The organism is Pseudoscardovia radai (assembly GCF_002259605.1).
Classification (GTDB): domain Bacteria; phylum Actinomycetota; class Actinomycetes; order Actinomycetales; family Bifidobacteriaceae; genus Pseudoscardovia; species Pseudoscardovia radai.
On record NZ_MWWR01000005.1, the window covers coordinates 45436 to 68923 of the forward strand.

At 64.6% G+C, this 23488-nt stretch carries 19 protein-coding genes and 1 pseudogene; 12 read left to right on the top strand and 8 right to left on the bottom strand.

Features of this window, described 5'->3' with window-relative positions:
• Positions 1 to 487 precede the first annotated feature (487 nt).
• The 3 genes from PSRA_RS03495 (at position 488) to PSRA_RS03505 (ending at position 4879) form a co-directional block, all read left to right on the top strand.
• Complete coding sequence (locus PSRA_RS03495; protein WP_158216305.1) at positions 488 to 2095, top strand: APC family permease; 1608 nt, start codon at positions 488 to 490, stop codon at positions 2093 to 2095.
• Positions 2096 to 2664: 569 nt separating this feature from the next.
• On the top strand, positions 2665 to 3279 hold the full coding sequence (locus PSRA_RS03500; RefSeq protein WP_158216306.1) for a TetR/AcrR family transcriptional regulator: 615 nt from the start codon (positions 2665 to 2667) through the stop codon (positions 3277 to 3279).
• Positions 3280 to 3484: 205 nt separating this feature from the next.
• On the top strand, positions 3485 to 4879 hold the full coding sequence (locus tag PSRA_RS03505; protein ID WP_094660520.1) for an aspartate aminotransferase family protein: 1395 nt from the start codon (positions 3485 to 3487) through the stop codon (positions 4877 to 4879).
• Between the two features lie 518 nt (positions 4880 to 5397).
• Here the strand turns inward: PSRA_RS03505 and PSRA_RS03510 are convergent.
• The 3 genes from PSRA_RS03510 to PSRA_RS03520 all read right to left on the bottom strand — a co-directional run bounded on the left by PSRA_RS03510 (position 5398) and on the right by PSRA_RS03520 (position 9913).
• Positions 5398 to 7272: an ABC transporter ATP-binding protein gene (locus tag PSRA_RS03510; protein WP_169712475.1), complete on the bottom strand. Its 1875-nt coding sequence runs from the start codon at positions 7270 to 7272 to the stop codon at positions 5398 to 5400.
• 128 nt (positions 7273 to 7400) lie between these two features.
• Entirely contained in the window at positions 7401 to 9296 is a 1896-nt protein-coding gene (locus tag PSRA_RS03515; RefSeq protein WP_094660522.1) for an ABC transporter ATP-binding protein, read from the bottom strand.
• Positions 9293 to 9913 carry a MarR family winged helix-turn-helix transcriptional regulator gene (locus tag PSRA_RS03520; protein ID WP_158216307.1) on the bottom strand — a complete coding sequence of 207 codons (621 nt, stop codon included), beginning with the start codon at positions 9911 to 9913 and terminating at the stop codon, positions 9293 to 9295. The genes PSRA_RS03515 and PSRA_RS03520 overlap by 4 nt, the downstream gene beginning before the upstream one ends.
• A 519-nt stretch (positions 9914 to 10432) precedes the next feature.
• On the opposite strand from PSRA_RS03520, the gene PSRA_RS03525 reads away from it, so the two are divergent.
• Together PSRA_RS03525 and PSRA_RS03530 are read left to right on the top strand one after the other, a co-directional pair.
• Positions 10433 to 10696 carry a glutaredoxin family protein gene (locus PSRA_RS03525; protein ID WP_094660524.1) on the top strand — a complete coding sequence of 88 codons (264 nt, stop codon included), beginning with the start codon at positions 10433 to 10435 and terminating at the stop codon, positions 10694 to 10696.
• Positions 10697 to 10898: 202 nt separating this feature from the next.
• Entirely contained in the window at positions 10899 to 11897 is a 999-nt protein-coding gene (locus PSRA_RS03530; RefSeq protein ID WP_094660525.1) for an AEC family transporter, read from the top strand.
• A 29-nt stretch (positions 11898 to 11926) separates the two neighbouring features.
• Here PSRA_RS03530 and PSRA_RS03535 read toward each other — a convergent pair whose 3' ends face one another.
• The 4 genes from PSRA_RS03535 to rph all read right to left on the bottom strand — a co-directional run bounded on the left by PSRA_RS03535 (position 11927) and on the right by rph (position 16231).
• The gene (locus PSRA_RS03535) at positions 11927 to 13198 is read right to left on the bottom strand and encodes an aminoacyltransferase (RefSeq protein ID WP_245834869.1); all 1272 of its coding nucleotides are present in this window, start codon (positions 13196 to 13198) and stop codon (positions 11927 to 11929) included.
• A gap of 56 nt (positions 13199 to 13254) precedes the next feature.
• The gene (locus tag PSRA_RS03540) at positions 13255 to 14520 is read right to left on the bottom strand and encodes an aminoacyltransferase (protein ID WP_094660527.1); all 1266 of its coding nucleotides are present in this window, start codon (positions 14518 to 14520) and stop codon (positions 13255 to 13257) included.
• A gap of 231 nt (positions 14521 to 14751) precedes the next feature.
• On the bottom strand, positions 14752 to 15492 hold the full coding sequence (locus PSRA_RS03545; RefSeq protein WP_245834870.1) for a non-canonical purine NTP pyrophosphatase: 741 nt from the start codon (positions 15490 to 15492) through the stop codon (positions 14752 to 14754).
• Complete coding sequence (gene rph / locus PSRA_RS03550) at positions 15485 to 16231, bottom strand: ribonuclease PH (protein WP_094660528.1); 747 nt, start codon at positions 16229 to 16231, stop codon at positions 15485 to 15487. Before rph ends, PSRA_RS03545 begins: the two co-directional genes overlap by 8 nt.
• A 201-nt stretch (positions 16232 to 16432) precedes the next feature.
• On the opposite strand from rph, the gene PSRA_RS03555 reads away from it, so the two are divergent.
• Both PSRA_RS03555 and PSRA_RS03560 read left to right on the top strand, forming a co-directional pair.
• Entirely contained in the window at positions 16433 to 17215 is a 783-nt protein-coding gene (locus tag PSRA_RS03555; protein WP_169712470.1) for a Pr6Pr family membrane protein, read from the top strand.
• Positions 17216 to 17639: 424 nt separating this feature from the next.
• The gene (locus PSRA_RS03560; protein ID WP_094660610.1) at positions 17640 to 18980 is read left to right on the top strand and encodes a nicotinate phosphoribosyltransferase; all 1341 of its coding nucleotides are present in this window, start codon (positions 17640 to 17642) and stop codon (positions 18978 to 18980) included.
• 50 nt (positions 18981 to 19030) lie between these two features.
• Here PSRA_RS03560 and PSRA_RS03565 read toward each other — a convergent pair whose 3' ends face one another.
• Complete coding sequence (locus tag PSRA_RS03565; RefSeq protein ID WP_094660529.1) at positions 19031 to 19324, bottom strand: DUF3039 domain-containing protein; 294 nt, start codon at positions 19322 to 19324, stop codon at positions 19031 to 19033.
• A gap of 236 nt (positions 19325 to 19560) precedes the next feature.
• Here PSRA_RS03565 and coaD point away from each other — a divergent pair, with 236 nt between their 5' ends.
• The 5 genes and pseudogenes from coaD to rnc all read left to right on the top strand — a co-directional run bounded on the left by coaD (position 19561) and on the right by rnc (position 23470).
• Positions 19561 to 20052, top strand: a complete 492-nt coding sequence (gene coaD / locus PSRA_RS03570; RefSeq protein WP_094660530.1) for a pantetheine-phosphate adenylyltransferase — start codon at positions 19561 to 19563, stop codon at positions 20050 to 20052.
• Positions 20053 to 20288: 236 nt separating this feature from the next.
• Complete coding sequence (locus PSRA_RS03575) at positions 20289 to 21305, top strand: hypothetical protein (RefSeq protein ID WP_094660531.1); 1017 nt, start codon at positions 20289 to 20291, stop codon at positions 21303 to 21305.
• 97 nt (positions 21306 to 21402) lie between these two features.
• Positions 21403 to 22002: pseudogene (locus tag PSRA_RS03580) on the top strand (YceD family protein); the annotation flags it as partial.
• A 187-nt stretch (positions 22003 to 22189) separates the two neighbouring features.
• Entirely contained in the window at positions 22190 to 22384 is a 195-nt protein-coding gene (gene rpmF / locus PSRA_RS03585; protein ID WP_094660533.1) for a 50S ribosomal protein L32, read from the top strand.
• Positions 22385 to 22753: 369 nt separating this feature from the next.
• A complete protein-coding gene (gene rnc, locus PSRA_RS03590; RefSeq protein WP_245834878.1) occupies positions 22754 to 23470 on the top strand; it encodes a ribonuclease III in 717 nt (238 codons plus the stop codon).
• The last annotated feature ends 18 nt before the right edge of the window (positions 23471 to 23488 follow it).

Consider the following 23488-nt stretch of genomic DNA (forward strand, 5'->3'; position numbering starts at 1 on the left):
CACGATCACGAAAGTGAGCAATTGCTCATTTATATTTTGGACATACGGACGCCGCACACGAACGGCGCGCCTCGTCATCGAGGCGCGACCCACCATCCCATCCATCCAGAGCGCACATCGGGACGTACTGCGCGGCATCCGGCACTCGCAGCACCGGAACCGATGCAGACACATCTCCATAACTCCACACTGCAATCCGCATATCCAAGTCCAAAGCCAGACCTCACCCGACTTTCCATCCGCAGCACGAACCGTCGCATACGAAATGCCCATCCCCCAAGAAACCAACGAGGAAGCTCGGGGAGGGCAACGGAACGTCAGCGAAAAAGAAACGGGCGGCTGAGCCAAAGTCAAGAAAGGGCCCCTCATGACAGTACACATCATCATGCCGCGCGGCGGAACGTCGCCGCGCCGCGCCAGTCGCAGCAACTGCACGAACCGATCCACCGCATCGAATCGCACAGCCGGACACGCCGGAAGAGGCATTATGAACACCGCCACGCTGAGCGACGCCGACGCCCCGATGCGCCCACCCACGCGTGGCATGTCATCCGGCCGCAGGACCGGTACCGCGCCGGCCGGGAACAACGCCGACGGCAACACCAGGACTGACCGCCCACGCGGCAAGCTGGGAACCCCGGCCATCACCATGATGGTGGTGGCTGCCGCAGCCCCGCTCACTGTACTCAGCGGCGGCACATCCCTCGGTATCCTCAACGGAACCGGCGCGGGTTTCCCCGCCAGTTTCCCGATCGTCGGCCTCGCACTGCTGCTGTTCTCGATCGGACTGTCCGCCATGACCCGCCATGTGGGCGGATCGGGCGCGTTCTTCACGGTTATCGGCCACGGACTGGGCCCGGCATGGGGACTGGGAGCCTCCACACTCGCGCTGTTCACCTATGCGCTGATCCAAGCCGGTATTTGTTGTTTCCTCGGCAAACAGATCTCCATCAGCATGCAGTCGCTCACCGGGCAAGCAAGCCCATGGTGGGCGTGGTCACTACTCGTCGCCGCAATCGCCGGATGGCTGGGATATCGCAATATAGCGATGAGTGCGCACGTGCTCAATATCCTGATTGCAGGAGAGATCGCGGTGACGGTGATCCTGTGCGCAGCGATCTTCGCACGCCATGCCTCCGGCACGGTCGATGCTGTGACTGGCGTAACCGCGACCGGCATCAACTTCGCCGCATCCTTCTCCCCCAGTGCCACGGTCAGCGGCGCCCCGGGCGTGGCCATCATCTTCGCCATCGCCAGCTTCGTCGGCTTCGAATCGACCGCCATCTACCGCTCCGAGGCCCGCGACCCCGATATAACGGTTCCCCGCGCGACGTACACGGCCGTCATCTTCGTCACGATCCTGTACACGGCATCAACGTTCGCACTCGTCACCGCATGGTGTTCGGCCGGCATCACCGCCGAGACCATCGCCGCATTCGGAGCCGGCGACGTGCTGCAGGTCACGGCGACGCGGTATATCGGCGGATGGTTCGCCGCTGTTATCAGCGTGCTCATTATCACGAGCCTCTTCGCTGCAGTGTTGTCATTCCACAATGTGCTTGCACGCTACATGCAGTCGATGGCCCAGGTTCACGCGATGCCTGCGCGTCTTGCCACGCTCGACGCACGTCGCGGCTCCCCCGCCGCGGCCTCTCTCGTCGCCTCGGCTATCTGCGTGGGAATCGTTGTCACCGTCGCCATCACCCGGCTCGACCCGTTCACGCAGGCGTTCTCATGGTTTTCGGGAGTCGCCGTGCTGGGTTTCGTAACACTTCTGGCGCTCACCTGCATCGCGGTAATCGTGACCTTCGCTCACCGAGCGGACCTGCGCGCACAGGAAGGCATGTGGCGTTCGGTGGTCGCATCGGCCGCCGGAGCGGTTCTGCTACTCGCGATCCTCGTATGCTCGGTGGCGAATTTTCCGAACCTCGTGGGTGAGACGGACGCATCGGGAACGCCCGTCTTCGGCGGTCTGTGCACGGCGCTCGTCGCATGCGCGGCGGTGGCGCTGCTGGCAGGCATCGCGGAGGCCGCCATCATGCGCCTAGCGCGACCCAACGATTACCTCATGCTGCGTAGCACGCTCCTCTCATAACGCTCCGCCGACATCGCGAAGCCCGATCCGCATATGACTCGGCGTACGGCTCGGCGAACATTCTTGCACCGAGCCGCCGGTACACTTTGCGACGGCATACTTTGCGTCGATACGCCTTACGCCAACGCCAAGGGATTCGCCCAAAACCAGCATGGAATCCTGATCACGCGCTCGTCTTAGGCGCGACGATTGTCACCGTCCAACATCCAATATGGCAAGGCCCGTGGAATATCCATGGGCCTTGCCATATGTCGCTCCTCCGGCGGCGTCTTCCCAGAATAGCGTCTATCCCCAGGGCAGTCCTCCAGATGGTGCCGCCCTTGAGGCGGTCCCGCCCTCACGGCACCCCAGCACCACCCTCCTTACGCCACCTCCCTTCCATCGCCACAACTCAACTCCACGCGCTTCCCTGCACCACGCCACTCCACCTCCCCACGCCACGCCTACGAGCACATTCGGTCCCAACCTCCGTGAACAATGCGGTTCCGTCGCTTACGATGGAACCATCGGTGCGCCCATATCCCGCCAGCCGCCACATATATCCCTATACCGCTTCAAGGAGGACGACCATGCCAAAAATCGTCGACCACGAACAGCGCCGCAATGAAATCGTTGCGACGTATCTCAAACTCGTCGAACGAGACGGCATCAACGGCGCGACATCCCGCGCGCTGGCCGCGGAACTCGGCATCTCGAACAGCCTCCTGTGGCGCTACTTCGACGACATGGACGCCCTTGTGGAGCGTGTGTATTCGGTGGTCGTGGCGCATACAAACTCACGCGTCGGCAAGGCCATCCAGAACCAGCACGGGCTTGCGGCGGTCTATGCCCTGATCGACGAGCTGTTTCCCGTCACGAAGGAATCGAAGGCGGAGGCGCGCGTCGTGGTGGAGTATTGGGCCGTCAAGGCGCGCAACAAAAATTCCTATGTGGAGCCGCATAATTGTTGGCGTCTCAATCTCATTGACTTTTTGGAAGAGGCACGATGCATTGGCGAGATCGCCGAAGACGCGCCGACGAGCCTGCTCGCCGACATCATCCTGAACATCGTGGGCAATTCACAGACGGAATACGCTATGTCGGGGGACGACCACATCGCCCTCGCGGCACGCGACCTGGCACGGGAAGTCGTGTTTCTGCGCCGCGACCCCAAGCAGCCGCATGACCCCGTCGCCGGAAGATGAGCGCGTTCCCTAGATAAGGCCGCATCAAAATAACCCCACTTCAGCTAATACAGCGCCAGACACCGCCTCAGACAAACCAGCCACTCCCATCATCAGGTAATCGACAGGAAACAACCGACAATCGTCAGAAACCATTCGGTAACCGCCGCGCCACAGTGCTGGACTTAAAGTGAGCGTGCGCTCAAAAAAAACGAAAGGACTCGACATGACCGCAGCATCCACCCTCTATCCTGGATTCCTCACACTGGACGACGCCTTCAACCTCACTGAAGACAAGGTCCGTGAGATGCAGCTCAAGCATATGAACGAATACCGCACGAAGCTTGGCCTTCAAGGTGGCCTCACCTTCGACATCAAGCATGCCGAGGGATGCTACATCTGGGACGCGCAAGGCAACAAGCGCCTTGACTTCATCGGCTGCGTCGGCGTGTATCTGCTTGGCCACAATAACCCGTTTGTTATTGAGAACGTGCTCAAATACCTGCGCTCCAAGCCACTGACCATGGACCCGATGGCGCTCAAGCCCATCACCGCCGCCTTCGCCCACGACATGGCCCTCATCACTCCGGAACTCACTCGCACGATCACCAATGGCGGCGGCGGTGCCGAAGCCGTCGAGGCCGTGCTCAAGCTCGTGCGCATCGCCGCCGGACGCAACCATCCGGAACGTAGGCGCATCGTGTCAACCCTGAACTCCTTCCACGGAAAGACGCTCGGAGCCGTGACCACCGGCGGCAAGGATGTATGGCGTCGTTGGCAGCCGCGTGTCGCCGGCCACACCTACATCCCCTACGGCGATATCGATGCGGTGGAGGCCGAACTGAGCAAGGGCGACGTGATCGCGTTCATCGCGGAAACCATCCAGGGCGAAGGCGGCGTGGTGGTGCCGGAGGAGGACTACTTCCCCGCCGTCCGCCACCTGTGCGACAAGTACGGCACGTACATGATTATGGACGAGGTGCAGGCCGGATCGTGCCGCACCGGTAACATCTGGGCCTTCCAGCACTACGACGGCCTGATTCCGGACGCCTTCACCTTCGCCAAGGGCATGAGCGACGGCGTGCTGCCCGTCTCCGGCATCCAGGTCAAGGACAGCCTCTACCAAGAGGCCTACGGCTCCTACGACAGCGCCATGATGCACACAGCCACCTACCAGGACAACAATATCTCCGCCGCCGTCGCGCTCAGCTGCCTGCAGTACATGGTCGAGCACGATGTCGCCACCCATGTGCGCACCAAGGGCGCCGAATTCTTCGCCAAGCTCGAGACCGTGCGCGAGAAGTACCCCGACGTAATCTCCGAGGTGCGCGGCCGCGGCTTCATGATCGGCCTCAAGTTCGGCGTCGATTCGCAGGGCGCGGGCTATGCCAATCGCGTTGCGGCGGTGATGGCGCAGAAGTACTTTGTCCATACGATGACCTCGACGAATAATGACACGATTCTGCGTGTCTACCCGAATATCGCGACGACCGACGAGGACTTCGACTGGTTCATCGATGCCCTTGACCACTCCATCGAGGATGTGATCCGTACCGCGGCCCCGGCAGGAGCGGAGGCATCCGAACCGGTGAAGGCCGAGCAGCTGGTCTCCGCCAGATAGCCTTGGGGCCTAGCTCCATTGGAGCCAGGCCCCATTCCAGCACCAGCCGTGGCGCGGCGACGCCGCCACTTATCTTGTGGCCTCTTGTCTGTGGCCTCGCATGCCATGCGAGGCCTTCCACATGCCGCAGTGTGGATGCTCCGGTGCGGATTCGGCAATGAGCACCGGAGCGAGGAGCCATTGGCCGAGGGAGCAACATCGTGCACCCTCGACCCCAATTACCCCACCAGAAACCACCCCATGCCAAAGCAGCCGCCACCGAAGGCGCACAATCATGCACCCTCGGCCCAAGTTACCCCGCCAAAAGCTGCCCTCCGCCAAGGCAACCGCCACCAAGGGTGCAGAATCGTGCACCCTCGACGCCCGACAGCCGATCCGGTAACCGCACCTGCCCGCCAACCACTTCATCAAGCATCGAACACACAAAAGCCTCCGTTCACGGTAGTTCACCGTGAACGGAGGCTAATCAGCGCGCCTCACACGCACGCGCACGCTTCACACGTGCACCCCAGCACGCCTCACGCCACGAGGGACGCGAACTGACTGTTGTACAGGTCGGCGTAGAACCCGCCCTTGGCCAGAAGCTCCTCATGGGTGCCGCGTTCGATGATGTCGCCGTGGTTCATGACGAGAATCATGTCGGCGTTGCGAATCGTGCTCAGACGGTGCGCGATCACGAAACTGGTGCGGCCCTCGGCCAGCTGGTCCATGGCCTTCTGGATCAGCTCCTCGGTGCGCGTGTCGACGGACGACGTCGCCTCGTCGAGGATGAGGATCGGCGCGTCCTGCACCATGGCGCGCGCAATCGTGAGCAGCTGCTTCTGTCCCGCCGACAGCGCGGCCTTGTCGTCGAGCACCGTGTCATAGCCCTGTGGCAGCGACTCGATGAAGCGGTCGAGTCCCACGGCTTTCGCCGCGGCCCGCACCTGCTCGTCGGTCACGCCCTGCTTGTCGTAGACGATGTTCTCGCGCACTGTCCCCTGGAACACCCAGGTGTCCTGCAGCACCATGGAGAACTGCCGGTGCACCTCGGAGCGCGGAATCGACGCGGTGGGCACGCCGTCGATGCGGATCTGCCCGCCGTCGAGCTCGTAGAAACGCATGAGCAGGTTGACCATCGTCGTCTTGCCCGCGCCCGTCGGTCCGACGATCGCCACCTTCTGCCCCGCCTTGACGCTCGCGCTGAAATCGTGGATCACCGGCTTGCCCGGCTTGTAGCCGAAACGCACGTGGTCGAAGTCCACGTCGCCGCGGGCCCGGTCACCCAACGCATCGCTGGCGTGCGCCCGCCCCCGCCCGGCCTCAATCTGCGCGCGGTGCTCGGCGAAGGTACCGGTGCCGTCGGCGCCCATCTCCGGCTCCTCGAGGAAGCCGAACACACGCTCCGACGCGGCGCCGCAGCGCTGCAGGTTCTGCATGGCCTGCGCGAACTGCGCCAGCGGCTGCGTGAACAGGCGGATGTACATCATGAACGCCACGATGACGCCGAATTCGATGTGTCCGTCCATCGCGAGCGCCGCACCCACCACGCACACGGCCACGTAGCCGAGATTGCCGATGAAGGTCATGAACGGCATCATGAGGCCGGAAAGGAACTGCGATTTCCAACCGGATTCGTAGAGGCTGTCGTTATAGCGCTCGAAGCGGCGGATGGAGTCGGCCTCGCCCGAATACGCCTTGACGATGAGGTGCCCGGCGTACATCTCCTCCACATGCCCGTTGGTCTGACCGAGCGCGAGCTGCTGCTGGGCGAAGTACTTCTGCGACGAGCGCATGATGAGCATCATGAGCACGAGGCCGATGACACTCACGCCGATGGCGGTCAGCGTCAGCGTGACGTTGTTGGCGAACATCATGACGAGCGCGCCGATGAACAGCGTGACTGATGTGACGAGCGCGCCAAGGCTCTGCCCCAGTGTCTGACCGATGGCGTCGACATCGTTGGTGATGCGGCTGAGCACATCGCCATAGCTCGTGTTGTCGAAATACCGCAGCGGCAGACGGTTGATCTTCTTGGAGATGTCGTCACGCAGGCTCTGGGCGGTGCGCTGGCTGATGGTGGCCATGATCCAGCTCTGCGCATAGCTGAACAGCGCATAGCCCACGTACAGCGCCACGAGCGTGAAGCCCATGCGGGTGACGGCGGGCAGATCGATGCTGTTGAGCACGGGCACGCCGTTGACGATCGACGGCATGCCGGCCACGATCTCGTTGGTGATGTCCTTGAGCTTGTCGGGCCCCACGATCTGGCAAACCGTGCCGAGCGCGCCGAGAACGAGCGCGATGATGATGGCGGGCAGGTAGCGCTTGCTGTACTGCGCGAGCTTGCCCATGACGGCGTTGAAATCCTGCGGTTTTTCCGCCGCTCCCCGGGCCCCCGGCCCGCGACCCATTGGTCCTGGCATTGTGTGTCCTTTCACAAGTGTGTGCGCGAAACGGCCGGCCTGCGCCATGCATTCCGCAGGCCGCCTTTCGCCTCTGCGATCGCTTCTCAGATCGCTTCTACGATTGCCCCGCCGCCTCAGGAGGCGAGCTCGGCTTCGCTCAGCTGGCTTTCGGCGATCTGGCGGTAGACGTCGCAGGAGTCGAGAAGCTCCTTATGCGTTCCCTGCCCGACCACGCGCCCCTGGTCGAGCACGATGATGCGGTCGGCGTCCATGATGGTGCCGATGCGCTGGGCGACGATGAGCTTGGTGGAGTCCCCGGCCTTGCGAGCGAGGGCCTCGCGCACATCATGGTCGGTGCGGAAGTCGAGCGCGGAGAAGGAATCGTCGAAGACGAGGATCTCCGGATGACGCCACACGGCGCGGGCGATCGACAGACGCTGCTTCTGGCCGCCCGACACATTCGTTCCGCCCTGCGCGATCTCGGCCTCGTATGTGCCGTCCATGCGGGTCACGAACTCATCGGCCTTCGCCACGGCCACGGCCTGGCGCACGTCATCCATCTGCGCCTCGCTCAGCGAGTCGTCATCGTGGGACGCGGCGAGCAGCTCCTTCTCCCGGGCGCGGCCCTGTGGGGTGGACGTGTCGGCGATTTCGACATCCGCCACACTCTCGCCCTGGGGCAGCACACCGGCCTGGCTTTTGTCGCCGAATGCCACGTTCGAGGCCACAGTTCCCTTGAACATCACGGATTGCTGCGGCACATAGCCGATTTTGTCGCGCAGCGACTGCAACGTGTAGTCCTTCACATCCACGCCGTCGACAAGCACTTGGCCGTCGGTGGCGTCATAGAAGCGCGGCACGAGGTTCACAAGCGTACTCTTGCCGGAGCCGGTGGAGCCGATGAAGGCAACGGTCTGGCCGGGCTCCGCGGCGAAACTCACATGCTCGAGCATGGGCTCGCGCGCATCGGGATAGGTGAAGCTCACGTCGCGGAATTCCACGCGTCCGCGCACCGGCGTGCCGTCCGCGTTCCTCGCACCCTCCGTGCGCGAACCGTCGGTGACATGCGGCTTGGTGTCGAGCACCTCGAGGATGCGCTTGGCGGACACGTCGGCGCGCGGCCACAGCACGAACACCATGCTCATCATGAGGAAGCTCATGATGACCTGGATGGCATAGCTGGAGAACACGACCATGTTGGAGAACAACGTGAGTTTGTCCATGAGACCGGCCGCGTCGATAAGATACGCGCCGATCCAATACACCGCGAGGGTCAGGCCGTTCATGACGGTGTTCATGAGCGGCATCATGACGGACATGGCGCGGTTGGTGTACAGCTGGGTGTCGGTCAGGTCGGTGTTGGCCTTGTCGAACTTCGCCTGCTGGTAGTCCTCGGCATTGTAGGCGCGCACCACGCGCAGGCCGGTGAGGTTCTCGCGTGCCACGCGGTTGATGTTGTCGGTCAGCGTCTGCATGCTGCGGAACTTCGGCATGACCTTGACCATGATGAGGGCGACGGAGCCCATGACGAACACCAGCGCCACCGCTGTGGCGGCGCTCCACTCCACGCCCTTGCCTGCGATCTTCGCGATGGCCCACACGGCCATGATCGGCGACTGCACAAGCATGAGCAGACCCATCGTCAGGAACATCTGGATCTGGGTGACGTCATTGGTGGACCGCGTGATAAGGCTTGCGGTGGAGAAACGGTTGAGCTCCTCCGGCCCGAAGGACTCCACGCGGCGGAACTGCAGGGAGCGCAGACGCTGGGTGAACGACGAGGAGACGCGCGCGGTGATGAAGCCGACGGCGACTGTCGTCAGCATGGCGCCAAGCGCCACGGCCAGCATCTTGCCGCCGGCCACCCACACGTCATGCATCTCGCTTCCCGGTGTCTCCACCAGGGTGGTGATATCGGCCATGTAGTCCGGCAGCTTGAGCTGGAGCCAGACTCCAGCGACGATGAACAGAAGGCCGACGAACAGTTGGAACCATTCGGCCTTCGACAGGTATTTGCAGATTCGTATCACGATTGGTCCTTTCCAGGATTCGCCGCGTCGGCGTCCTTCGCAGTGTCATCGCCCTCCTGCCCGCACCGATGCATGATGAACTTGTCCTTCACATCATCCGGAAGAACCGTTTCCCGGTCCTCGGCGGGCTCGTACGGAATGCCGTTGCGCTCGAAGGCGGCCCTGATCGCATCCTCATCAGGCATGGGTTGGCCCGGGCCGCACAGGCTCATGTAGGTCATCATGGCCTCGAACAGGCTGAGGAACTCCTCAGTGCGGCGGCGCCCCATCTGCCCGAACACCCATCGCACGCGGTCATCCATGGCCTTCTTGTGCAGATTGACGAGGCGCAGCCCCTCGGGGGTAATGCGCACGATCACCTTCCGGCGGTTCTCCGGATCGATGGTGCGTGTGACCCAGCCTTTCTTCTCCAGAGAGGAGAGAATGGCCGAGATACGCCCCGCGCTGTTGCCCGTCGCGTCCGCCAGCTGGCTTGGCGTTCGCTCGCCCTTGACGGCGAGTTCACGCATCACGGCCGGCTCGCCGCGATGTACACGGTTCATGTTCTCGACCATGGCGGAGCGGCCTTCGGTCATGATTCTGTGCATGCGCTCCAAGGCATCGTCTTCGTACGCCATCTCCGCCTCCTTTCGCAATAGGGGGTTCTGAATATTCCGGGTTCGCGACCGCGCACGATTGCGCGCGACAGCGCAATCGTGAACCATCGTTAATTTTTATACCATTCATATTTTACAGTGTCAAATATTGACGATAAAAAGAGTCTCGTCCGGATATCGAGACACCGGTATGCCGCGACGCCACGGGCGACACGCCGCAGCGCCGGACATCGCCCAGGCCAGCGAGAACCGCATTCGAGCGCATCGACGGAACCGATGACGCCGACCTACATCACACCGCGCCTCCATGCAAGTCGATGTCATCTATCTCACACTCCCGCGCGCCCCTCCGCACCATGCCCCGACAGCCCGCAAGGCGTTCCCCCAACCGTCATTCAGCACTCTACATATAGATAAGACACGCCGATACGATGGCATATCTAGTGATTCAAGCCGCATCTGACACGGTGTAGGCTGACTATCACCCGCCGGACACCGCGCATGGTGCGCGGCATGCGGACGGGAGCGCAAGGAGGTCCCATGGGCATCACAGTGTTCGCCACACCGAACTGTCAGCAATGCGCCGCGACGGAGCGCCGCCTGACGGAGCTGGGCATCGACTTCACCGTCATCGACCTGACCCGCAATCCGCAGACGATGATGCAGCTCGCCGACGCAGGATACCGCCAAGTGCCCGTCGTCGTCGCACCGAACGCCACATGGTCGGGCCACCGCCCCGACCTCATCGACGACCTCGCCCTGCACCTGCTGGCACGCAGACTTGAGGAGGCGGCAAAGGAATAGGCGGCGGGATACCGGCATCGCGGGGAAGGCGCACTACGACGACGATGTGAACCAAACGCGCCATGGAAACACACGCGGCCTTATCATCGCCACGGAGACATTCACACGCATCGCACCGCCGTGCGCCCGCCTACATGCGCACTCGCGCACGCGCACACGCACTCGCGCACACGCGCCTCGCACATCGCAGAAGGAAGACCCCATGAACGCCCTGGTCACACCGCTGTCCTTCCTGCTCATCATCGCCGCCGGATACCTGTTCAAACGCACGGGCCGCTTCAAGGAACGCGACTACCGCATCGTGCAGCGCATCGTGTTCGGCATCACCATCCCATGCGTCATCATCAACAGCTTCGTCGGCGCGGAGCATGACACCGGCCTGCTGTGGATCACCCTGTTCTCGTTCCTGTGCAGCAGCATCCCGCTGGTCATCATGTACGCGGTCACATGGCGCAAGCCCGTCGAGGAGCGCGCGTTCGAGATGCTCAATGTGACGGGCTTCAACACCGGCAATTTCTGCATGCCCGTGATCCAGGCATATTACGGGCCGGCCGCCGTCATCACCGCGGTGATGTTCGACATCGGCAATTCGGCGGTCATCTCCAGCTTCATGAACGTGTTCACCACCGGCACACTCCATATCTCACCTGACAAGCCGCTGAGCGAGCAGGCGCATCCGCGCGGCGCCACGAGGCTGCCGGCAGTGCGGCCCACGACGCCCGAGGCACGGCGGCTCGCCCGGCGCGCGCAGCTGCGTCAGGCGCTGCGCAGCCTCTTCTCCTCGCTTCCGTTCGACATCTACATCGTCATGGTGGCGCTGATGCTCGCGCATGTGCAGCTGCCGGACTGGCTCGGCCAGGTCACCACGCCGGGCGCGAACGCGAACAGCTTCTGCTCGATGCTGATGGTCGGCATGCTCATGGAACTGCCGAGCGACTGGGACGAGGTGCGGTCCGTGGTGCGCGTGATCGGCTGGCGGTTCCTCGTCGAGGCCGCCTGCGCGGCGGCCGCGTGGTTCCTCCTGCCATTCGATGCGACGACCAGGAAAATCGTGATGATGCTGTGCTTGTCGCCGTGCACCGTGTTCGGCACGCTGTTCACCGACCGTGTGCTGGGCAATGCCCGCCTCGCCGGCTTCACGCTGTCGGTGACCGCGGTAATCTCGCTGGCCTGTACCAGCGCCGTGTACATGCTGGTGTAGCCGGCGCCCATCGCGGCCGATCCCAGCCGCTACCGCTTCAGAATCTTGTGCGCAAGCTGCATGAGAGCGAAGCGCACGCGGCTCACGGGCAGCGTGAACTCGCCGACGAGCTCCTCCACGAAGCCGTCGAAGCCCTGCTTGAACTCGAGCACACCGTGCCCCTCGTCATCGGGGTCGTCGAACAGGCCGGAGATGCCGTAGAAGTTGTAGAGCGTCACACCACGGCGGATGCATTCGCTCATCATCTCATGCTGCAGCGCGGTGGGGGCGTAGAACTTGGCGAAGTCGCCGTTCGAGCCGCTGGAGAAATACACAAGCTCGCGCGGATGCCACACGAAGAGCCCGACCGCCACCGGCACCACCTCGCCGTACTTGCCGATGCGTTCGGTGGCGTCGGCCACGCGCGCGGTGGCGGCGTCGAGGTCGCGCCTGGCGTTGGCGATCTTCTTGCGCACGCTGTCGGGGTACTTCGCGGTCGGCAACGTGCCCTCGAGGCGCTCGACCTCCTTGGTGGCGGCGTCGAACTTGCCCTGCCATGTGGCGAGATACTCATCGAGATGCACCTCGGCGAGCATGAACTGCGCGTCATCGCCGAAGGAATCGTAGAAGCGCTGGAAATACGCGAGGTCTCGGTTCGCAAAATGCTGTTTCTCGGCGCTCATCTCGCAGATGTCGTGGAACACGTCCAGCTCGTCGCGGCCGAGCCGGCGCACGGTGACGCCGCTGTTGCGCGCGATCTTGACGTTGCGCCGCGTGTTCTTGAGGTACGTCTTGAGCAGCGCGTCGCCGTCCTTGATACCCGTGAGGTCCTTGAGATACACCCAGCGGTTCACGATGCTTCCATAGCCACGGTCGAATCCGGCGTGACGCCAGCCCAGGCGCGTCATGTTCTCGATGGCCGCGTCATCGGCGGGCCCGTCGGGTTCGCCGTCGGTGGTGCGGCGCATGTAGACCTGGCCCGGCCAGCAGCTGACGGACACGGCGTGGTGTTTGCGCGCGCAGATGGTGATGGCGCGGGTCATGGCGGCGAGCAGCTCGGCGTCGTCCTCGTCGCACAGGGGGCCGAGCCAGATGGAGCCTTCGAGGCCGAAGCGCCCCTTGGTGAAGGCGATCATGCATCCGGCCACGATGGTGCCGGCCGCGTTGCGCACGCCGACGCAGTCAATCGTGATGCCGCCGCGCTGGGCGAGCGTCGCCATATGCGACGTCTGCTGGAAGCCGCCCTGCGGGTGCCGCGCCGACAGCGCGTCGAGTTCGGCGGGCGTGATCTGCCCGACCGTGTACGTCTTCTGAGTTGTCATTCCTACCTGTTCCTGCCTATCTATTTGCCGACCATGCACCATCGTGCGCCATCGGCTCAACGGCCGAGAATTCGATGCGCCAGGTTCTTCAGCCTGAACACCATCGGACGGACCGGCAGCACGAAGGAACCCGTGAGCTCCTCCACATACCCGTTGAAGCCCTGCTTGAACTCGAGCACGCCGCGCCCCTCGTCATCGGGGTCGCCGAACACGCCGGAGATGCCGTAGAAATTGTACCGGTCCACGCCACGCTCCACACACAGGTGCAGCATGGCCCAGTGCTGGATAAGCGCCGACGCATAGAACGGCTTGTAGCGCTCCACGCTTCCCGAAAACAGATACACCGTCTCGCGCGGATTCTCCACGAACAGCGATGCCGCCGCCGGAAGCACGTCTCCGTCCCCCGCATATTCCGCAGCCTCGGCCAGACGTTTGCGCGCCGCCTCGAGGTTGCGGGTCTCCTCGCCCAGCTGGCGCTCCGTCCTCGTGGTGGGATGCTGGGCCTGCTTGGCCTGCAGCGCCTCGACCTTCGCCTGCAGCGCATCGCGCTTCGTCTCCATGTCGGCCACATATTCGGCCACATGGATCTCGGCCACCGTGAAATGCGCCGCGTTGCCGAACGCCTCCTTGAAACGGCGGAAATACTCCTCGCCGCGGTATTCGAAACCGCGGCGCTCGGCGGTCTGGCGCTCGATATCCGCGAACACGCCCAGCTCGTCCGCGCCCAGTTCGCGCACATGCACGCCCATCGAAGCGGCGCGCTTCACGCTCCACTGCGTGCGCTTGTCATAGGACTTCAGCAACGCCTTCTCGTCCGAGATGCCGGACAGGTCCTTCACATAGCGCCACCTCGGAACGGCGGTGTATCCGACGGTGAAACCCTCGTGTTCGAATCCGCAGTCCTTGAGGGTTTCCACGATGTCATCCGCCGGCGCACCCTGCTCGCCGTCGATCTCACCACCGTCGGACGCGCGCAGGCGATACGGCTCCTCGGGCGTGATTCCCAGCTGTGCGGCGCCCTTTGCCTTCGCATGATGCTTCAGTGCGTCCATGAAGCGCTCGACGAGCTCGCGGTCGTGCCAGTCACACAGCGGACCGTCATGCACCTCGCTGAACGTGGACAGCTTGCCGTGATGCGTCTCGAACAGGGCCGCGGCCACCATGCGGCCGTTCTCCCGCATGCCGAGATACTCCACGTCGATTCCCTCGCCCTCGCGCAGACGCCCCATGGCAGCGGTCTGCTGGAAATTCGACTGCGGGTGTTTCGCCGAAAACCCGTCGAATTCCTCCGGCGTGAGCGTGACAAATTCGAAATCTCGCATGCTGTCAATTCCTCTGCTCGATGCGTTCCTTCGCGCCCGGCGCGCGTTCTCGTGCGCGCCGTCGCCTCCGTGTCCGGCGCGAATGCCGGCGCGGAAAGGTCCCGCCCCATTATGCTACTCGGGGGGCGCGGTGCCCCGCGTGCGCCACCAGGTCGGCCCGGGGTCTTCACGATATCGACGGTATCGGCGCGTCGGGTGGGGCGGGCGACGGCGCTTCACACGACGCGGCGGCTACCTCCTGACGAGCAGCTCCTCGATGGCGGGGACGATGGCGCGAATGGCCTTGCCACGGTGCGAGATCGCGTTCTTCTCCTGCGGCGTCATATCCGCGGAAGTCAGAGGCTCGACGGCGTTGGCCGCGCGGTCGGGCTGGTCGTCGGGAACGAACAGCGGATCGTAGCCGAAGCCGTTCGCGCCATGCGCCTCATGCAGCAGGCGTCCGGGCATCTCGCCGCGCACGGTGCGCTCGACGAGCGAGCTGTCGGCGGCGGGCACCACGAGCGCCATGGCGCACACGAACCGTGCACCGCGATGCCCGTCGGGGATATCCGCCATCTGCGCGAGCAGCAGCGCGTTATTCGCCGCGTCGTCGCCGTGGCGTCCGGCCCATCGCGCCGACAGGATGCCCGGCGCATTGCCCATGACGTCCACGATGAGCCCGGAGTCATCCGCGAGCGCGGCGCATCCGGTGCGGCGGGCCACGTCGCGCGCCTTGATCAGCGCGTTCTGTTCGAAGGTGACGCCGTCCTCGACGGGGTCGGGCAGGCCCAGGGAGCCGGCGGTGACGATATCGATGCGTGCGGCGTCGTCGCCGAGGGATTCGTCGAGGACCCTGCGGATCTCGACGAGCTTGCCCTCGTTATGGGTGGCGACGATAAGGCGCGTGCGGCCGGCGGCCGGCGCGGAGGCGGCGGAGGCGTCGGCCAGCGCGGCATTGCTCGGCGCGGCGTTGATCGGCATGGCGTCAGTCATGGGCGAGCGCCTCCTTCTGGATGGCCTGGAGTTCACGATTCCCCTTCTCGGCGAGGTCGAGAAGCGTGTTGAGCTCGGCGCGGGTATAGGGCTTGCCCTCGGCGGTGCCCTGCACCTCGATGAAGGCACCGGAGCCGGTCATGGCGACGTTCATGTCGGTCATGGCGCGAGAATCCTCGACGTACGGAAGGTCGAGCATCGGCGTGCCGTCGATGATGCCGACGGAAATCGCGGAGACCTGGTCGGTCAGGGCGCGGCTGGCACTGCGGATGATGCGCTTCCTCTCCGCCCATGCGAGCGCATCGGCGAGTGCGACCCACGCGCCCGTGATGGACGCGGTGCGCGTACCGCCGTCGGCCTGGAGCACGTCGCAGTCAATCTGGATCTGGTTCTCGCCCAGCTCCTTCATATCCACCACGCCGCGCAGGCAACGCCCGATAAGACGGCTGATCTCATGCGTGCGGCCGCCGATCTTGCCCTTGACCGATTCGCGCTCGGTACGCTCGGCCGTGGCGCGCGGAAGCATGGCGTACTCGGCGGTCACCCAGCCAAGACCGCTGTCGCGACGCCAGCGCGGCACGCCTTCGGTGAAGCTCGCCGTGCACATGACGCGCGTCTTGCCGCACTGGATGAGCACCGAGCCCTCCGGCGCGTCGGTCCAATGCCGCTGGATCGTCACGGGACGGATCTCGTCCACCGCGCGCCCGTCGGCCCTGGTCATAGTCGTCGTTCCTGCCATCGTGTATCTGCCTCTTCCATATCGTGCCACGGACTCTTGCACCGCGGCCATGTCAGCCGCCCCCATCGTAATACACGGAGCACGCCGCAGGCTGGCGGACGCGGCACGTCACGCCACGCGGCGGAACTCCCATCGTGGCGGCACGTCCGATGGGAGACCGCGAGGCCGACCTGTTCAAGACATCCTCTATGGTGGACGACCATGAGATATGTAGCTGGAGTCTTTCGACTCGTCATCGCGTTCTTCTGTTTGGCCGGCACATCCGAGACGTGGAGCTTCGCGAAGCCCGCGAACTTCGTGTACTTCACCCATCAGACCAACCTGCTGCTCGGCATCACGATGCTCTGGGCGGCCATCGCGTCGTTCACGGGCACGAAGCAGCCGCCCGCGTGGCTCAAGGGCATGCTGACGCTCAACATCCTCATCACGGGAATCGTCGCGGCCGCGATCCTGCCACCCACCGACCCCGCGGAATTCGTGTTTCTTTCGTGGCTGCCGGGCATTCCGCTCGTGCGCATGGTGCATGTGATCGCACCGATTCTGGCAACAGTCGACTTCCTCGTGTTCGACGAGCACAAACGCTACCCGTGGTCATATGCGTTCTGGTGGTTGCTGTATTTCCCCGTGTATCTGGCGTTCGTGCTCGTCCGCGCGCAGATCTGGCCGAATTCGGGCCCCGAGAAAGGCGGTGACCCGTATCCGTATGGATTCGTGAACCTCAGGGAGCTCGGATGGGCGGGGCTCGGCAAGAACATCATGATCTACATGACGGCGTTCTGCATCGCGGGACTGCTTCTGTGCCTCATCGACCACGTTCTGCCTCGCCGCACGCCGCTCACCGGCTGTCTGCCGGGGACGAGCGGCTCGCGCGGCACGCTGCCGGACGGGTCCGCGCCGGCTGACGGCGACGACGGCGCTGCGGCGGACGGTGCTGGCGCCAGGGCACACGATGGCACCGCTCCACATTCTTCGAATGTGGCGTGACCACACCACATAACCCCCACACCACATAACCCCCGCCAAAGCTCGGTTCCCACATCGCCCGGAATCACAGGATTCCGGGCGTTTCCATACCCGCCATCCGGGCACCCTTCCGAAGGCGCGCAATCGTGCACCCTCGACCGCGATTACCCCACCCCGACAGCCCCTTTCCCCACCTAACCCGCACCGAGGGCGCAGAACAATGTACCCTCGACCGCCACTTGCCGCGGGCAAGGCGTATCGGGGCGCGGAAAAGCGGAAAATAAGGGCGGGAACCGGCGTCACGGCCTAGAATGAGACCAGCTCGACGCGGTCGCGCCCCTCCGGAGCCGCGCCCCACAGCATGTCCGGAACCCAGGGCGCCGCCCGGAACCCAGGGCGCCGCCAAACCCAGCCAAGCACAGAAAGCAGGGAGTTGCACATGACCATGGATTACTTCGATTTCAGCCCCGCGATGATGACCGACATGTACGAGTACACGATGCTCGACGCGGCCCTGCGCGACGGAACGGCGAACCGCCGCTGCGTGTTCGAGGTCTTCGCCCGCCACCTGCCGCTGCGCCGCCGCTACGGCGTGGTCGCGGGACTCGGGCGCATCCTCGAGTACCTCAAGGATTTCAAGCCGAACGAGTCCGACCTCACATACATGAAGGACAACGGCATCGTGTCGGACGAATGCATCGAGTGGCTGCGCGGCTATGAGTTCCACGGCTCGATCTGGGCGTATCGCGAGGGCGAGATGTTCTTCCCGAACTCCCCCGTGCTGCAGGTGGAGGGCAGCTTCGCCGAATGCGTGCTGTTGGAGACGCTGCTGCTGTCAGTTCTGAATTACGATTCCGCCATCGCCACCGCCGCCAGCCGCATCACCGCGGCGGCGGGCAACCGTCCGTGCATGGACATGGGCGGGCGCCGCATCCACGAATGGGCCGCGATCGCCGCATCACGCGCCGCAATCGTGGGCGGTTTCGCCGGCACCGCGAACCTGGCCGCCGCGAAGAAATACGGCCTCAAGTGCATCGGCACCGCCGCGCACTGCTTCACCCTTGTGCACGACACGGAACGCGATGCCTTCGTCAGCCAGATCGCCACGCTCGGCAAGGGCACGACCGTGCTCACCGACACCTATAACATCGAGGATGCCATCCGCACGGCCGTCGAGGTAGCGGGCCCCGAGCTCGGCGGCATCCGCATCGATTCGGGCGACCTGGCCACGATGGCCCAGCGTGCCCGCCGCCAGCTCGATTCCCTCGGCGCCACAAAGACCACGATCACCGTGACGAACGACCTCGACGAATACTCGATCGCCGCGCTCGCCACCGCGCCCGTGGACTCCTACGGCGTGGGCACGCGCCTCGTAACCGGCTCGGGCTGCGCCACCTGCAACATGGTGTACAAGCTTGTGGAGCGCGAGAACGGCGCCGGCGAGATGGCGCCGGTGGCGAAGAAGTCGTTCGGCAAGGCGACGACGGGCTGGCGCAAGCGCGCGCTGCGCTCCTATCAGTACGGGCTGGCGCAGGGCGAGCTCGTGCTCGCGGGCAGCAAGGAGTCGCTCGAGAAGTGGACGGCGCCGGCGGAATACGGCGACGTCAAGGACCTGCTGATCTGCGCTGTGGACCACGGGCAGATCGACGAGAGCCTCACGACGCGCGACGCGCTGTTCGCCGCGCGCGATTACCACAAGGCCGAGCTCGACGAGCTGCCGATCGGCGCGCTGTCGCTGTCGGAAGGCGATCCCGCGATCAACACCCAGACCCTCAACATCGGCTGAGTGCGCATCCCGGGGAGGGATCCCTCCCGGCCCCCTCCCCAATGGACGGCTCAGCGGCCCATGGACATCATCTGGTCGTAGATGCGCTTGCACTCGGGGCAGACCGGGTACTTGCTCGCATCGTGCTTGGGAACCCACACCTTCCCGCACAGCGCGACGACGGGGCGCCCGGTCAGGCGCGATTCCATGACCTTGTCTTTGGCGACGTAATGCGCGAAGCGGTCGGCGTCGCCGTCGTCGGTCGAGCGTTCGGGCTTCGTCTCGGTGCGCTCGAGCGTCGCGGTGGACGCACCGGTGCCGGTGGAGGTGGAGGTGTCGGCCTCATCGCGGAAGCCGGCCCCCATCAGGGTTCTCTCAGCGGCTTCCCCACGGTATTGTGCTGCAGTCATGCTCCCATGATACGGCCGAGAAACGCGCGGTTCCGTGAATTCCCCGCATGGCCGAAACGCATGCGGGGTCACGATGGGGCAATCGTGGCCCGCCTCAGCACCCCGCGCACACGCACGCCCCGCACCCACCGCAACCCTTCCGCGCCCCGCGCCCCGCGCACACGCACGCGCCGCCGAGTACTCTAGGAACCATGACAATAGCCGTATGCCCAGGATCCTACGATCCCGTCACCTCAGGCCACCTCGACGTCATCGAGCGATGCACCGCGTTTTTCGAACAGGTTCACGTGGTCATCGCCGTCAACGGAGCCAAGGAACCGCTGTTCACCACCGACGAACGCATCGCCATGCTGCGCCGCGCGCTCGATGACGACGGATACACGAACGTCATCGTGAGCAGCTGGACCGGCCTCATCACGCAGTACTGCACCAACGTCGGCGCCACGGTGATGGTCAAGGGCCTGCGCCAGAACGGCGACTACGAGGCCGAGCTCGGCATGGCGCTCGTGAACCGCAAGCTCGCGGGCATCGAGACGCTGTTCCTCCCCGCAGACCCCATGAAGGAGCATATTTCCAGCTCCATCGTGAAGGACGTGGCGCGCCACGGCGGCGATGTGACGGGCATGGTGCCCGATTCCGTGATCCCCATGCTCAACAAGGCGATGCCGCATCCCGAGCTGTAGGCGGATCCCGGGCACAGGCGGTAAGAAACACGATTGCGATGCCCGGAGCCCATGCCACGCCCATGACGCGCCGGGCGAAACGCGGCGCCAAAGTCATATCGGCGCACGATAATGGGAACCACGCACGACACACCGACGCCCGCCGCAACCGGACGCGAGGGCCGCGCACAGAACGAGGCCGCATAGACCGCGCGCCCGGCACAACAAGCCCGGCACAACAACAAAAGGAGAAGCGCATGAGCGACGCCACCGACGAAACCGTCAACGAAGGCACCGGCACCGCCCCGGATGCGGCAGCAGCAGCGTCATCGGGCGATATCGCCGCGCAGTCGGCGGCATCATCGTCAGACGCATCGCTCGCCGCCTCCGCCAGCGCCTCCGCTGCCGCCGATGACGTGGAGACGACGGATTTCCACAGCGCCGCGCCCGCGGCATCCGTGACCGCGGACATCATGCTTGACTCCTACGCCGCCGGCGACGACGATGACGAGAACGCCCCGCTTCCCGATGACGATGACGACGAGCCGATCGACGACTACGCCGCCGACGACCCCGAATCCCACTCCGTCGCCTCGGCATCCGCCGCCGCACGCGCCGCGAAGGCGAGCGCCGCCGCCGACGACATCCTCTCCGAGGACGAGGAGGAGATGGCGCATAACCAGTTCAGCACCGCCTTCGATCTCATCGATGACATGATCGCCGAGATCACCGAAGCGCCGGGCACGCTGTTCAACCATGACACGGCGCGCGTCAGCCGCAGCCATCTGCTCGAGGAACTCGACAGCCTCAAGCGGTACCTGCCGGTGCAGCTCTCGCAGGCCTCGAGCCTTATGCGCACGGCCAACCTGCGTCTCGACGAGGCGCAGCTCAAGGCCGATTCCGTCATCTCCAAGGCCAATGCGAGGGCCGCGGAAATCATCCATACCGCAGAGGACCGCGCGGAGTTCCTCGCCGGCCAGCAGAACGTGGTCGCCATCGCGACCGATCGCGCGCGGCGCATCGTCACCGACGCGCAGGCGAAGGCGAGCAAGCTGACGATTGGCGCCGACCAGTACTGCAACGACGTCATGGGCGAGCTCAGCCGCCAGCTGCAGCATGTCACGGCGAGCGTCAACGAAGGCGTGCGCGTCATCAATGAGCGCAAGGCCCAGGCGCAGGGTGCCCTGGATTCGCTGACCGCGGCGCAGCAGGCGCATGATGCGCAGACGCAGGCGCAGAACGCGTCCGACGGCGACGAGGCGCAACAGGGCTGATCGCGGCGCAACCCGACGGCAGCGCAATCGTAGATTCGCAATCGTAGATAACTGGCGGCGCCGCACCCGGCGGCCCGCCGAAACCGAAAGGCAGAACATGGCAATTCATCGCAGCGACTCCCCGTGGGCGATTCCCGTGGCCCAGGTCGGCAGCCGCGCCGGACAGACGAAGAGCGTCGACATGGTCATGCCCGCGCCGAGCGGCATCGGCGACGAGTACTTCGGCATCCCCGAGGGCTCGGATGTGCGCGTCGAGGGACGCATCGAGTCGCTCGCCGACGGCCTGCTGCTCACGGCCACCGCGACGGCCGGGCTCGTGGGCGAATGCAGCCGATGCCTTAAGTCGCTCGACCAGGACTGGCTCGTGCAGTTCAGCGCCTACTTCCCCTACGACATGCCCGAATCCACGCCCGACTTCGACGGCGACGAGGATATCGACGCCGGGGAGGACGAAGGCGAGGACACCTACCCGCTGTTCGAAAACGCCACGATCATGGACCTCGAGTCCACGCTGCGCGATTTCTTCGTCGGCTCGCTGCCCTCGCAGCCGCTGTGCAAGCCCGACTGCCTGGGACTGTGCCCCGAATGCGGCGCCGACCTCAACGCGGATCCGCAGCATCACCACGACACCTACGACGCCCGCTGGTCCCAGCTCGGCGACCTCAAGCGCCGCCTCGAGCAGCTGCAGGACGGCGACGATGGCACGAGCGACGAGAGCGGCGACGGCACCGATGATGACAACGACGCCGGCACCAACGCCGGCACGGATGCGAACGGCCATCCCGCCTCCTGACCGGCACGACCGGAGCCCAACTCGCGAAATTCAGCAGATGTGCTATACTCTCAAAGGCTTAAGCTCCAACAATTCGAATTGAGGAACAAAAATGGCACTGCCTAAGTACAAGATGTCGCGCGCGAACACGCATTCGCGCCGTGCTAACTGGAAGGCCTCCGCCACCGTCACCGTGGCATGCCCGAGCTGCGGAGCCCCGAAGCTCCCCCACACCGTCTGCCCGAACTGCGGCGCATACCGCGGTCGTAACTATCCGGCGGCTGTGGATTCTCGCCTCGCCGAGTAGCTTGAACGGAAACCCTGCCATCGACGGGTGGCAGGGTTTTTCTTTGCTCTGACGACATCCCTCACGATTTTCCCACCGAATCCCGCGCCTCTTCCCCGGCGCATCCGCGCGGCGGACAGTTGAATCGACGGCTTTGCGAAGCCGGCTGTTCCACCGACCACCGCATGCCGGCGGACATCGTGTTCCAGGAATCGTGTTCCAGCGCGCCGCACACACCGCAGCGCGCCGCACACACCGCAGCGCGCCGCACACACCGCAGCGCGCCGCACACACCGCAGCGCGCCGCACACACCGCAGCGCGCCGCACACACCGTAAACACACCCCAAACGAAAGTCACCATGGCACTTCATAAGATCAACGACCACACGATGGTCGAACTCCCCCCGGCCACGCACGAGCTGTTCCGAGAGCTGGGCAACACCATCAGCCCCGAACTGCTCGTCACGGCCCTCACCCACCGCTCGTTCTCAAACGAGAACCCCGGCGCCGAGAACTACGAGCGCCTCGAATTCCTCGGCGACGCGGTGCTCGAACTCGTCGTGACCGAAACGCTGTTCACCAAGCACCCGGACTTCACCGAAGGCCAGATGGCGAAGATCCGCGCGGCCGCCGTGTCGGAGGAATCGCTGTCGCATGTCGCGAGCACGCGCCTGCATATCCAGCCGTTCATCCTTCTGGGACGCGGCGAGCGCAGCAGCGGCGGCGCCGACAAGCCGTCGATCCAGTGCGACATCGTGGAGTCGCTGATCGGCTCGGTGTTCCTCGAGCACGGCATCGAGGGCGCGCGCAAAACCGTGCACCGCCTCATCGACGACACGCTTGCGGAGAAAACCACCGAGGGCCCGGCCCTCGATTGGAAGACGTCGCTGACCGTCAAGGCGCATGAGATGGGCCGCGGCGAGGTGACGTACCGCATGAAGGTGACGGGGCCGGCGGAACGCCCGGTTTTCACGGCCAGCGCGTTCCTCGGCGACGAAACCGAGCCGATCGGCATCGCCACGGGCACGAGCAAGCGCAAGGCGCAGCTCGCGGCCGCCGAGAAGGGCTGGAAGCGGCTTGCGGCGCAGGAGAACGACGCCGCCTGAGTTTCGTGCGATGCTTCC